The organism is Pedobacter sp. GSP4, from assembly GCF_051857575.1.
Lineage (GTDB): Bacteria > Bacteroidota > Bacteroidia > Sphingobacteriales > Sphingobacteriaceae > Pedobacter.
Genome location: NZ_JBPZIR010000008.1, coordinates 122,087 through 134,572, shown reverse-complemented (window position 1 = coordinate 134,572; position 12,486 = coordinate 122,087). Strand labels below are relative to the sequence as shown.

The 12,486-nt window shown below is 38.5% G+C and carries 10 protein-coding genes; 5 read left to right on the top strand and 5 right to left on the bottom strand.

Translation table 11 applies throughout. The annotated features are described in order from the left end of the window. Nucleotides 1-19 precede the first annotated feature (19 nt). The 4 genes from ACS5PU_RS18965 to ACS5PU_RS18950 are packed head-to-tail and all read right to left on the bottom strand — an operon-like array spanning nucleotide 20 to nucleotide 1,819. Complete coding sequence (locus ACS5PU_RS18965) at nucleotides 20-598, bottom strand: YdeI/OmpD-associated family protein (protein WP_439460735.1); 579 nt, start codon at nucleotides 596-598, stop codon at nucleotides 20-22. Nucleotides 599-636: 38 nt separating this feature from the next. After that, complete coding sequence (locus ACS5PU_RS18960; RefSeq protein ID WP_439460734.1) at nucleotides 637-1,017, bottom strand: DoxX family protein; 381 nt, start codon at nucleotides 1,015-1,017, stop codon at nucleotides 637-639. Between the two features lie 6 nt (nucleotides 1,018-1,023). Next, nucleotides 1,024-1,488: an SRPBCC domain-containing protein gene (locus ACS5PU_RS18955; protein WP_439460733.1), complete on the bottom strand. Its 465-nt coding sequence runs from the start codon at nucleotides 1,486-1,488 to the stop codon at nucleotides 1,024-1,026. Nucleotide 1,489: 1 nt separating this feature from the next. Continuing rightward, nucleotides 1,490-1,819 (bottom strand): ArsR/SmtB family transcription factor, encoded by a 330-nt coding sequence (locus ACS5PU_RS18950; RefSeq protein WP_039476848.1) that lies wholly within the window; start codon nucleotides 1,817-1,819, stop codon nucleotides 1,490-1,492. Between the two features lie 502 nt (nucleotides 1,820-2,321). Here ACS5PU_RS18950 and ACS5PU_RS18945 point away from each other — a divergent pair. Together ACS5PU_RS18945 and ACS5PU_RS18940 are read left to right on the top strand one after the other, a co-directional pair. Beyond that, nucleotides 2,322-3,365, top strand: coding sequence for an NAD(P)-dependent alcohol dehydrogenase (locus ACS5PU_RS18945; protein ID WP_439460732.1), 1,044 nt, complete (start codon nucleotides 2,322-2,324; stop codon nucleotides 3,363-3,365). Between the two features lie 261 nt (nucleotides 3,366-3,626). Next, entirely contained in the window at nucleotides 3,627-4,418 is a 792-nt protein-coding gene (locus ACS5PU_RS18940) for a DUF4350 domain-containing protein (RefSeq protein ID WP_439460731.1), read from the top strand. A 1-nt stretch (nucleotide 4,419) separates the two neighbouring features. Here ACS5PU_RS18940 and ACS5PU_RS18935 read toward each other — a convergent pair whose 3' ends face one another. After that, complete coding sequence (locus tag ACS5PU_RS18935) at nucleotides 4,420-4,986, bottom strand: DUF1543 domain-containing protein (protein WP_439460730.1); 567 nt, start codon at nucleotides 4,984-4,986, stop codon at nucleotides 4,420-4,422. 267 nt (nucleotides 4,987-5,253) lie between these two features. On the opposite strand from ACS5PU_RS18935, the gene ACS5PU_RS18930 reads away from it, so the two are divergent. The 3 genes from ACS5PU_RS18930 (at nucleotide 5,254) to ACS5PU_RS18920 (ending at nucleotide 12,484) form a co-directional block, all read left to right on the top strand. Beyond that, nucleotides 5,254-6,969, top strand: a complete 1,716-nt coding sequence (locus tag ACS5PU_RS18930) for an FAD/NAD(P)-binding protein (RefSeq protein WP_439460729.1) — start codon at nucleotides 5,254-5,256, stop codon at nucleotides 6,967-6,969. An 895-nt stretch (nucleotides 6,970-7,864) separates the two neighbouring features. Continuing rightward, nucleotides 7,865-10,861, top strand: a complete 2,997-nt coding sequence (locus ACS5PU_RS18925) for a TonB-dependent receptor plug domain-containing protein (protein WP_439460728.1) — start codon at nucleotides 7,865-7,867, stop codon at nucleotides 10,859-10,861. 3 nt (nucleotides 10,862-10,864) lie between these two features. Further along, nucleotides 10,865-12,484, top strand: coding sequence for a RagB/SusD family nutrient uptake outer membrane protein (locus ACS5PU_RS18920; protein WP_439460727.1), 1,620 nt, complete (start codon nucleotides 10,865-10,867; stop codon nucleotides 12,482-12,484). Nucleotides 12,485-12,486: the final 2 nt, after the last annotated feature.

The following is a 12,486-nucleotide window of genomic DNA, read 5'->3' as shown; positions in this document are numbered from 1 at the left end:
TTAGGGAGATAAGTAATGATTAGTCGTCCAAACCTTTGCCATCCATAATTTTAGGCATACATTTTTCTACCCTGGCTTCGCGGGTTTTGCTTTGTTTAGCCTGCGAAAAATAAAACAGGTAAGCCCTTTGCCGGCCAGGGCTTAACGCTTCGAAAGCTGTTTTTAAATCGGGAATATGATCCAGTTTATGTTGAAATTCTGCCGGAACAGTAAAATCTGCAGTCTTTTTAAGTGCTACTTTTAGCCCCGCTTTTTCTACTTCAATGGCCTTTTGGATATAATTCTTCAGTGTGGCGGTCATTTCAACAATGTCGAGTACATTGGTAAAACGGATCTGGCGTGCCGATTGTACGTTTTCTGTTTGCTGGATTAAGATATGATTCGGATCGCTCATTAAAGCGCCTTTAAAAAACAGAAAAGCACAATAGGTTTTGAATACATGTATTAAAACAATGTTATTTTGTTGATAAGTATAACATGGGCATCCCCATTTCAGCTCTTCGGTAAGGCCGCAATCCAGCGCAATTGCTCTCATTTGTTCAGTTGCCGCCTGCCATTTTCCGGCTTTGTTAAAGTAAAAATCAACTTTAGGGTTCATGGTTAGATTTTCTTTTGATGGTTAAAGCTCTTGGATAATTATACAGTTGCCATAATTTTTCTGTCCGAAGGTCTAAAATACCAAGAAACTACTGTAAGTACCAACAACAGGCTTGGCCCGAAAAAATCTTTAGCACCATCGCCCACCGCCAAATGAGAAAAAATAGCGCCCGACATAGCCAAAAAGAAGCCGGCATAGGTCCACTCTTTAAGCAGAGGGAAATTTGGGATTAGCAGGGCTACCACACCCAAAATTTTCCACACACCTAATATCGTTAAGAAATACAGCGGATAACCCAAATGTGCCATCATTACGCCTTCTTCTTTTATTTTCAGTAATTGCACTATACCGGTAGAGGTCATACCCAGTGCAAGCCAAATGGTGGCAATCCAGTAAATGATTTTGTTTCTCTTGCTCATAATTGTTTATTTTAGTTGGTTTACAATTTGTTGTAGGCGGTTGTGTGCCATGTTTATACCTTGGGCAAAAGGCATGGCCAGGATCTGATCCCGTACTTCCACCGACCGATATACCACATGCATTTTCAGTTTACTGGTGGTATCCGTAAGTTTTTCAAATTCCAGATACTCGAGTTGTACGCCAAAGGGCGTATTTTCCATTTCAAATGTCCTTGTAATTTTTTGGTCAGGCGTAAACTCATGTATTGTTCCATTAAAACCGTGTTTATTTCCCCGCGGGTCGGTGGTTTTGAATTGGTAACTGCCATGTTTACGGTTGTCGAGTTTTACTACTTTGGTGCCCATCCACTGTTCTACAATTTCGGGTTCGGTATAAGCTTTAAAAAGTAAATCTACCGGAAGGTCGAATTCTCGGATAATGAATATTTCCTGTTTGCCGTTTTCGGCCTCAATTTTTGTTTTTTGTTCCATGTTAGTCTTTCTTTTTGGCTTGATAGGCTTTCATTACCGATTCAAGCTTGTTAAAACGCTCATCCCACATTTGGCGGAAGGGTTCAATAAAATCGGCTACTTCTTTCATTTTTTTAGCGTTGATGTAGTAGAAAATTTCCCTGCCGTTCTGCTTTTGTTCCAATAGCTCACACTCGGTAAGGATCTGTAGGTGTTTAGAAACGGTTGGCCGGGCCGTATCAAAATTAGCGGCTATTGCACCGGCAGTCATGGCCTGACTGGCTACCAACAGCAGGATAGCACGTCTGGTAGGTTCGGCGATCGCCTGAAAAACATCCCTTCTTAAATTCATTGCGTAGTTATTTGACTACAAATATATATATGTAGCTATTTAACTACGCAAATATTTTTTGAGATTTTTTTAAAACTGCGGGTTTTGTAAGGGGAGTAGCAAAGGGATATCAGTATCTAGAACTTTAAGTGGGACCACGGAAGCATGGATTACACGGAATTACTTTTTCATCTGCGTTTCTTTTCAGCGCAATCTGCGAAATCAGCAGGAAACCATGCGTATTATTTCCCCGCAGATATAAAAAGATAAAAGCCCAAGATTTTCGTAGACATGAGATGGTCATTTACATTAATTTTCATCCATACAAGGCTATCGGTAATGTTCGGATTGCCACTGCTATGATGCTAAAATGATTATGCTTAACATATGGCAATTGATGAAAAAGCACCAATAACCGCGTTATAAATTGTTTGAATTTTATAATCAATTATTTGAATTGCGTAATTATAAAAAACAACTACCACTTAGATTTGTAATGGTATAATAATTTAAATATAGAAGTATGATAACAACAAAAGGATATGCGGCGCAAAGCCCAACAACAGATCTTGCACCATGGAACTTCGAACGTAGGGAAGTTGGTCCACATGATGTGCAGTTCGAAATACTTTTTTGTGGAGTTTGCCATTCTGATCTCCACCAGATTAAAAACGATTGGTTCCCTGGAATCTTCCCAATGGTGCCCGGCCACGAAATTGTTGGCCGTGTAGTTAAAGTTGGCGATCATGTAACGAAATTTAAAGTTGGCGATATTGCAGGAACAGGCTGCATGGTAGATTCGTGCCAGGTTTGCGAAAACTGCAAGCAGGATTTAGAGCAGTATTGCCTTGAAGGAAATACACAGACTTACAATGGCTTAGAGCGTGATGGTAAAACCCCAACCTATGGTGGTTATTCTGATAGCATTGTAGTTAGGGAAGAATTTGTATTAAAAGTATCCGATCAATTAAACCTTGCAGCGGTAGCACCATTGTTATGTGCAGGCATTACCACTTATTCGCCTTTGCGTTACTGGAAAGTTGGTAAAGGGCATAAATTAGCTGTTTTAGGCCTAGGCGGCCTAGGGCACATGGCCGTAAAATTTGGCGTGGCCTTTGGGGCAGAAGTAACTGTTTTAAGTACTTCGCCTAAAAAAGAAGAAGATGCCAAGAAATTGGGTGCACACCACTTTGTGGTAACTACCGATCCTGAACAGGTAAAAGCTGCAAGGGGAACCTTCGATTTTATATTGGATACGGTTTCTGCCGAGCACGATTTTAACATGTACCTTTCACTGTTAAGAACAAACGGAACCCACATTTGCGTAGGCGTACCACCAAAACCGGCAGAAATTGCTGCTTTTAGTTTATTGGGCGGTAGAAAAAGCCTGGCCGGATCGGGTATTGGTGGAATTAAAGAAACTCAGGAAATGCTCGATTTTTGCGCCGAGAACAATATTGTTTCGGATATTGAGATGATTGATATCAAAGATATCCACAAGGCTTACGAACGCATGGAAAAAGGCGACGTACGTTACAGGTTCGTAATTGATATGGCAACTCTTTAAAAATGTTGTTTAGAGTTGTCAACTTTCTAGCAAACTGGCTATTAAGTTGACAACTCTTTTTTGATCACCTATCCAATTTTTTGAATGAGGGATAGCAGAAATACCTTAAGTAAAGCAACTTGATGTGTCGAAATATTGGTCAGGGTATAAAATCACCTCTAATTGGGGGTAAAATTCTATCAATTAGATCGAATTAATGTAAGGGGGAGTTGGTTTGTGGTATAAATTTATATTTTTGGTTTTCTAATCACATACTCCTTTATGAAATTACTTTTTAGATTTTGCTCAGTTGGACTTTTGATGGCTTCCTCTTTTGTTGCCAGTGCACAAACCGTAACGCTCGATTATTTCTTTAACCGCGAAACCCGCAAAGATAAACAGGGAAAGGAAATCCGCTTTCATTACCTGTGGAATGAACGTGCAAATAGCGGTTTTTCAATTTTTGGGAATGTGTTTAAAAGTGAGGGCTTTAAGCTCGATTCGCTTGAAACAGCGCCCACACTATCAAATTTAAAGGGGAGCAATGTATATTTAATTGTAGACCCCGACAGGCCAAAGGAAAATCCGAAACCAAATTATATAGAACAGGCCCATATCTATGCCATAGCTGGCTGGGTAAAGCAGGGCGGGGTATTGGTATTGTTTGCCAACGATAGTGCAAATGTAGAACTGCCGCATTTTAATAAACTGGCCAATGTGTTTGGCATGCACTTTACCGATCAGATGCAAAACCATGTAATTGATGATGCACATTTTGAGGATGGGGGCATTATAATCAAGAACAATCCCGTATTTAAAACAGCAGCTAAAATTTTTATGAAAGATGTTTGCAGCATTGATACAAAAGGTGCCGCAAAACCTGTTTTAAAAAATGCAGCCGGTGCAACTGTTATTGCAACGGCCAAATATGGCAAAGGAAATGTAATTGCCATTGCCGATCCGTGGTTGTACGATGAATATGTGAATGGCCGTTTACCAAAAGAGATGGGATTCGAAAACGATAAGGCAGCAGTCGACTTAGTGAAGTGGATAAAATCCCTGGCCAAAAAATAAATTATAGTTTATCGAGTTTGAAATAACCAAGGTGTATCTCATCTTCAGGTTGGCCGCTCGATTCGGCAATGTCGATCATATACTTTTTTTTGGCCGCAGTACTTAAAATATCTTCAATCTTATAAATATCATCAACGTCAATTCCATATTTTTCATCAATATGCGAATTGGCGCCTTTGATGGAATTTGTTTTGAAAAAAACAGTCTTCTTTGCATCCTGCACAGCCTGCGCACGTTCATCGTGTACCGATAATACAATATAATGCTGTTCGTAAAGTTTTCCGGATTGATAGCCGCCCAGGTTAATGAAAAAGAGTTTTTTTGAACTTGGGGGTTGATTATTTTCCCGCAGAACGATTTTAATATCATAACCCTCAACGGTATTTACCTCGCGCCAGCCATCTACGTGGATGCTATTGCCAGCTTCCGGCCAGAAAGCCTTAATTTCGGGTACCAGTTCTTTTAAAGAGTGCGCAATTCCGAAAAAATAATCGTGCTGTTCCACATTTCTTTTAGGTGCCTTCGATCCCAATAAAAGCATATATAATTTGGGCTGTGCTATCTCCATTTTTAAAAATTAATTGTAATCGTCTATTATTTTAACAGCTGTGTTTACAATTGGTTCTGGCTAATATTAATTATTACGGGCAACCGTCAACCTGAACTTGTTTGAGTTCCTTATAGTCAATCGTTATCCTGAACTTGTTGCAGGATCTACATTAATAATGCGATGCATGAGTACGCACAGCATTATCTGGTAAAAAAGGAAAACAATTCTTAATTTTTATGATTATATGAACCAGATAACTAGTGTAAAAAAAATCCTCGAAAATAAATGGTTACTCAAACAGCGAAAAAAAAGATTGCAATTATAGGTGGCGGGCCAAGCGGTCTATTTATGTATAAAAGGCTGGTTGAATCCAAAAAGAAAGATTTTGAGATTACCATTTTTGAACGCAAGGGCTATTTGGGCGCGGGTATGCCGTATAGCGCTGAAGGGGCGAATGAAGAGCACATTACCAATGTTTCGGACAATGAAATTCCTGTTTTTTATAATTCAATAGCCGATTGGGTAAAAATTGCGCCCAAAAAAGTGTTAAAGAAATTTAATATCAACAGCGAAAATTTTAATGAGTATAAGGTATTGCCAAGGCTTTTTTTTGGTGAGTATTTATCTGCTCAATTCGGCCTACTTCGGGATTTTGCTGCCAAAAAGGGGATTGTAACAGATGTTCACCTCAATTGTATTGTTGGTGATGTTATCGATCATCCGGTTGAGAAAAGGGTTGAAGTTAAGCTGCAGGACCGCAAATCGTTCAGTTTCGATCACATTATCATCTGTACCGGGCATAACTGGCCAAAAAAATACGAAGGCAAAATTCCGGGTTATTTCGATTCACCTTATCCGCCAAAAAAACTGTTGATGAAGCTTAATCATCCGGTTGGCCTAATCGGCTCGTCGTTAACTGCAATTGATGCCGTTAGAACCCTGGCCAAAGGAAATGGAAAATTTAAGGAAGAAAAAAATGGTAAATTAACTTACATACTTGATAAGGGAAGCAGGGATTTTAGGCTGGTTATGCACTCGAGAAACGGACTTTTGCCTGCGGTACGTTTTCATTTACAAGATTCGCATTTGGGTAAGGATAAAACCTTAAGTAAAACTGAATTTAACCAGCATATTAAGCAAAACGGTGGTTTTATCAGCCTAGATTTTGTATTTGAGAAAAATTTTAAGGAAATGTTTATTGAGGAAGATCCTAAATTTTATCAAAAAATAAAAGACCTCTCGCTCGAAGAATTTGTAGCGGGTATGATGGCCAAGCGAGAAAATGCAGAACCTTTTGAGCTTTTTAAAAAAGAATATGTAGAGGCCGAAAAATCTATCGAAAAAAAAGAATCGATTTACTGGAAAGAGGCGCTTGCCATTTTAAGTTTTGCCATGAACTACCCGGCAAAATATTTATCGGCAGAAGATATGCAACGTTTACAAAAGGTGCTAATGCCCTTAATTTCTATAGTAATTGCGTTTGTTCCCCAAAGTTCGTGCAGGGTATTAATGGCTTTGCACGAGGCTGGTGTTTTGGATATTGTTACCGTTGGCGATGATAGTAAAGTTAAACCGGTTAAATCAGGCGGTGCCGATTACCATTATACTGATGAGCAGAACAAAAAAACGATCAAACATTTTGATACCATGGTTGATTGTATTGGGCAGCCACACCTTGCCTTTAAGGATTTTCCCTTTAAAAGTCTGGTTAAACAAGGTACCATCAGTCCAGCTAAACTGGCCTTTAAATGGGCTGCTGTGGCTAAAAAAGAAAAAGAAAGCGGTAATAAACTTATAGAAACAGATAAAGGCAGTTACTATTTACATGTACCCGGAATTACCATAAGCGATCGTTTTGAGGTGGTTGATAAAGAAGGGGAGGCCAACAATAGGATTTACATTATGGCTGTGCCCTATATTGGAGGCTATAATCCCGATTATTCCGGAATCGACTTTTGCGAGGCCGCATCAGCGGTAGTGGTTAAAAGTATTATGGCTTAAGCATATCCAGCCATTTTGATCGCTTATTTTCTCTGGTAAAATAAAATACCTACTCATCAGATGATTAAAAAAATTTTTAAGTATAATTTTTAATCATCTGATATATAGTGTATTAACTTATTTTTTAAAATGTGTTTTGCTAAAAAAACAAACGTTTGCGCTAAGTTTGCGTTAGTTTTTTTTATCAAAAATTCTGGGAAACCCTGCTGTAGCTAAAAATCTATAGGTAAGCAGTATATCATTGCAAATTGTATCAACGATGTTGTAGAAATTGCCAATCCTGGCATAATGATCAACCTTACTTATTCGGAAAAAGAATATCTTAAATAAAACTGCTCCCATTTCATTATTCCATATTGATGATCAATTGGTTTGCATGTTTTTAAATCAATTTTTTGCGCATTTTTTAAGCAAACGTTTGCGTTAAGAAAAATAAAAATGGCCCTTTCTTAATCTATATCTTGCATTAACAAAACTATAACGAGCCAATATTTTATTACGTATACGAGCAAAGATTTCTTGCCAACCAACAAGAAATCAATAATTAACGAAGCAGAATAAAATAAAATTTAAACCCTCTAACCAAGGAATAACAAACAAACAATAACCAACAGTTCTTGGTGCGGCTTTTCCGCAACAGGGACTATAACTAATCATTCTAAACCATATCCCATGTTCAAAAAGCAATTCTTTGTCCCCAGGCATTGTTGTGCCTAAACGTACCGAAAAACTACGCCATTAATCAACCCTAAACCATATCGCATGTTCAAAAATTTTACGCTTTACCCTCAGGCATTGTTTTGCCCCAAAAAACCCAACCAAAGTAATTATTATCCCTCATTTTAATCATCAGGGATTTACTCTTTAAACTTTAAAACTTAATTAAACTAATAAAATGGTTAAAATTTATACAAGCATTTGTATTGCCTTGTTTTTATCTGTTTTTGGATTTCAATCTTTAAATGCTGCCGAGGCAGGGTTTAAAACGGCCAGTAAAAGTTATTTTGTTTTTCAACAGGATACCACCAAGGCTAAAAAAGATTTATCCCCTTACTCGCCTAAAACCGATACCATCGGGCAGATGATTAAGGCCTTGCAGAAATTTAAAGCTATACGGGATACAGTTAACATCCGTTCATCTACACCTGTTCCAAATTTATCGTTACAGCAGATTATTAAAGGTAACCTGGCTGGCGTTTACGTGCAGGAGCCTAACGGCGAGCCAGGAACCGAGCAGAGTATTATTATACAAGGTACCTCAGGCTTACTTTTTAATAAGAAAGATATTTATGCTTTGCAGCCTGCTGTTTATCTAAATGGTGTGCCTTTGGTAGCAGATAATCCTTTTGCCTTTGATGTGCAAAAATATGATTATAACAGAATCGGTCCGGCAACTAATCTTTTATCACAGGTGGATATTAATAATATTCAGTCTATTACCGTAATTAAAGATCCTTTCGAGTTGGCCAAGCTTGGTCCAAATGCAGCTAATGGAGCCATATACATTACGACTAAAAATGCAAGGGCGGCCGGACTGAGGGATATCAGTGCCAACGCCTATTTCGGTTATGTTACCGCTCCGCAGGTAAGTACGGTTAATGGTGTTTACGAGAACAACTTTAGGAGTCAATTTTATAAAAAATATAATCCCACAGGTAGCCCGGCCTCTTATTTAAGGGACTCGACAAACGTGGCTTACTTTGGTCCATCAAACTGGACGGATTTATATTATCAAAATACCCCTACTTTTTCTGCGGATCTGGGTATTACCGGTGGATCGGAAAGAGCCAATTTTAGATTTTTTGGTTCGGGCACCAAAAATGCCGGAAATGCCGATAATACAGATATTAATAGGTATAATCTATTTTTCGGAATTAATATGGCTCCGTTTAAATGGCTTACCGTATCCAGTACAGTTAATACAGCCCGTTTAGACCGTACCAGGAACAAAAGTTTACGCGATCGCTTTGCTGAAACGCGTTACATTCCTGATTTGAGCAGCCCGCTTTCACCAAATGCTGATTCATACGCTAACTATTTAGCTGAAAATGATAGGAATGTAGATAACAATAGATCGACAGTTTTAAATGGGAGCCTTTCATTAACAGCTAAGGTTAATAAGTTCGTAATTACAAGCAGTGGATTATTTAACTATAACGAAGGTATACGCGATTATTTTATACCATCATCATTATTGGCAGGCGTAAGCTATATATCCAATTATTTTGGCTACAGTCAGCGGGTTTCGCTTAACAACAGTATCGGCTATAAATATGAGATCAATAAAAATAATACCATTGATTTTGAACTCGGACAGAGCTTGCAGGGAGATACCTATAAATACAATTATGCAAGAGCCTATAACGGACCAAATGATTATGTAAAGTTATCTTTTGTTGATGCAAGGCAAACGATAAGCGGTTTCGATAATCCGGACTATTTAAATGTGCTGGCTAAGAATGATTTTTATGTTTTCAGGTACATTGATAAAGAACGCAACAATTTAATGTCGTTTTACGGTTCGGCAAAATATGCCTATAAAAATTTATTAACGCTTAGTGCTTTAATTAGAAGGGATGGTACTTCAAACGGTCAGCCAGATAGCCGTTGGGTAACAACACCGGCCTTTAACGCCAACTTCAATCTTAAAGAGCAGTTCTTAAAAGACGATAAAGGGGTAGATGCTTTGCATCTAAGCGCATCGTGGGGCAGAACATTAAGGATTTTCCAGGATGACCGTTTTGCTGCCGGCCCACAATACCGTTCGGAAAACGGATGGGAAGAGGAGCCTACAATACCAGGATATGGTGGTTTGCTGGGCATTAACCGTCCTTATAATAGTGGGTTTATTGGTTACAATATCAGCTTACCTTTTGCTGATAGAACCAGTGTAACTTTAGATGCCTCTTTTTTAAACAGCCGCTTAAATACAGCTGTTACTGTTTACAACCGTAACGATAAAAATAATGTGATTGGTTTACCTGTAGCGGTAGAAACCGGATATTCTACCGAGTACAAATCGGGTATGGATATCAATAATAAGGGCATTGAGCTATTGGTAAATGGATCTGTTTTACAAAAGCAAAATGGCTTAAGCTGGAGTACAGGCTTAAATGTGAGCTACAATAAAAATAAGCTATCGGCTTTACCGCAAGGAGTAAATGAATTAATTTATCAGAATGACAATAAGCTACAGGTAGGTAAATCTGTTGGTAGCTATTGGTTGTATACCAACGAAGGTATTTACAACACTGATGGAGAAGTACCTGCAGGCAGAACCTTTAATGGTATCCCACTAAAGGCTGGCGATCCGAAATGGGTTGATTACAATGGCGACAACAAAATTGATAGTAAAGATAAAGTATTAACAGGTGATAGACTGCCTAAGTTTATTGGTGGTTGGAACAATACCCTGGCGTACAAAAATTTCGATCTAAACTTCAATTTTATTTTTGCTGCGGGCCAGAAAGCCATTAATCAATACGAAGCTACACGTTACGGCTTTATTAACCGCGAGGCCGGAAACGATATCAATTCGGTTAAAGAAGTATCGTCTTGGCAATCTTTCGATAACCAGAAAAACTATCCAATATATAATCCTTGGAGTCCTGTAGATGCCTACCGAACCGATCAGGACCTGTTTTTAGAAAGTGCTTCTTATGTGAAATTAAGATCAGTAACCCTTGGTTACGACTTTAGTAAAGCAGGTTTCCTTAAGAAAGCGGGTGGAAAATTGAGAAGAGCATATTTATATGCTACGGCATTAAATGTATTTACACTAACCAACTTTTCGGGTGTTGATCCGGAACTGATCAACTACAACGGTATTTACGATGGTGCAAACATCACTATCCCAAGAACATTTGTTGTTGGCTTCAAACTGGATTTATAAAATATGACCATTATTAATATGAAATATTCTAATTATAAAATTAGTATCTGCCATAAAATTACGCTTGCTTTAATATTAAGCTTAATTGGTATTGGCAATTTCTCCTGTAAGAAAATTGATGATACGCAATCAGTAAGATTAGCTACAGAAGAAAGCAACTGGAAAACTTTAGAAGATGCAAGGGCCAATTTACTATCTGTATATGGCCTGTTGCGTTCTGCTACAGTTTCGGACAATACACACTGGTTGATGGGCGATTTACGCCAGGGAGATTTTGCAATTACCAATAGGGCCGATCTAAAATCGATTGTTGCGGGACAGTTAAATGCGCAATACCCTGTAATTAACCGGATAACCAACTGGCGTAGGTTTTATGCAGCCATTAATGCCGCAAGTTTATTTATCGAACGTTCGAAAGAAATAGTGGGTAAAGATCCACGCTATACCCAGATAAACAATAATGTAGATATCGCCCAGGCCAAAATGCTAAGAGGCTTTGCCTATTTTTATATGGTAAGGATTTGGGGCGATGTGCCTTTGCTTACGTCTTCTCATGATGGTGATTTTGTAAAACTGCCAAGAACAAGCAAAGATAAGGTACTGCAATTTGCAACTACTGAGGTATTGGCTGCGGCGCAGGTAGTTCCTTTTAGGTATGGGGGTACAGATCCAATATTACCTGGTTTATATTATGGTGGAAACTGGCCAACTTGGAATGGTATTATATTTACCAGATTATCGGCCTATATCATTTTAGCCCATATAGCCGCATGGCAGGGTAATTACCTGGATGCTGCAAATTATTCAAAATTTGTATTGGATAATCAATCAACCCAATATTACGTAGACGGTGCCAATCCATTAGATTATATCGATATGGATGCACTTACCAATAACGTTAACTATTATAGCCCCTTCGCCTTTAAACGTGCAACTTTAATGGTGGGTTTTCCTTTCGAGGCAGGTAACGGTTTATCTACAGCCAATGGGCATATCGAACAGCTTACTTTGGCCGCCCCTTTTATACCGAAAGAAACGCCCGAAATGTTTGTACCTAAGGATAGTATTTTGAAAATATTTACTAGTCCACAGGATTTAAGATTTAGTATGATTGGTAATTCTGGGTATTACAGAACCAACTATTTTACAAACTTCGCATCCGAACAACCAATCTTCAGCAAAATTAAAGTGGTGGGTACGCAGGCAGAGACCCAGGGAAACTTTACATTTTACAGTTCTTCTATGGTATTCAGCCGTTTAGAAGAAATTACTTTGCTTAGAGCTGAGGCTTGTGCAGTACTGGGCCAACGTACCGAAGCCATTAATGCCTTAAACAGAGCTGCAAATTTAAGAGGACCGATTGTATATGATCCTGCATCAGGCAAAGATTTAATTGATGCCATTTTCGAAGAAAGAAGAAGAGAATTGATGGGCGAGGGCTGGAGATGGTACGATATAGTGAGGTATAACCGGATTAAAAATTCAAATGGAACATTTATTAAGAAAAACGGTACGCCGCTCACTTTTAAACAGTTTGAAAATGCTGGGGGCATCTACTGGCCTGTATCTCAAGATGTAATCAATGCCAATTCATCGGTTACCCAAAATCCATACTGGCAATAACT

What these genes read in the sequence shown, in the direction of transcription:
- ACS5PU_RS18965 (WP_439460735.1), bottom strand. Translation starts at nt 598, where the DNA reads ATGAACCCTAAAGTTGATTTTTACTTTAACAAAGCCGGAAAATGGCAG.
- ACS5PU_RS18950 (WP_039476848.1), bottom strand. Translation starts at nt 1,819, where the DNA reads ATGAATTTAAGAAGGGATGTTTTTCAGGCGATCGCCGAACCTACCAGA.
- ACS5PU_RS18935 (WP_439460730.1), bottom strand. Translation starts at nt 4,986, where the DNA reads ATGGAGATAGCACAGCCCAAATTATATATGCTTTTATTGGGATCGAAG.
- ACS5PU_RS18930 (WP_439460729.1), top strand. Translation starts at nt 5,254, where the DNA reads ATGGTTACTCAAACAGCGAAAAAAAAGATTGCAATTATAGGTGGCGGG.
- ACS5PU_RS18940 (WP_439460731.1), top strand. Translation starts at nt 3,627, where the DNA reads ATGAAATTACTTTTTAGATTTTGCTCAGTTGGACTTTTGATGGCTTCC.
- ACS5PU_RS18955 (WP_439460733.1), bottom strand. Translation starts at nt 1,488, where the DNA reads ATGGAACAAAAAACAAAAATTGAGGCCGAAAACGGCAAACAGGAAATA.
- ACS5PU_RS18920 (WP_439460727.1), top strand. Translation starts at nt 10,865, where the DNA reads ATGACCATTATTAATATGAAATATTCTAATTATAAAATTAGTATCTGC.
- ACS5PU_RS18945 (WP_439460732.1), top strand. Translation starts at nt 2,322, where the DNA reads ATGATAACAACAAAAGGATATGCGGCGCAAAGCCCAACAACAGATCTT.
- ACS5PU_RS18960 (WP_439460734.1), bottom strand. Translation starts at nt 1,017, where the DNA reads ATGAGCAAGAGAAACAAAATCATTTACTGGATTGCCACCATTTGGCTT.
- ACS5PU_RS18925 (WP_439460728.1), top strand. Translation starts at nt 7,865, where the DNA reads ATGGTTAAAATTTATACAAGCATTTGTATTGCCTTGTTTTTATCTGTT.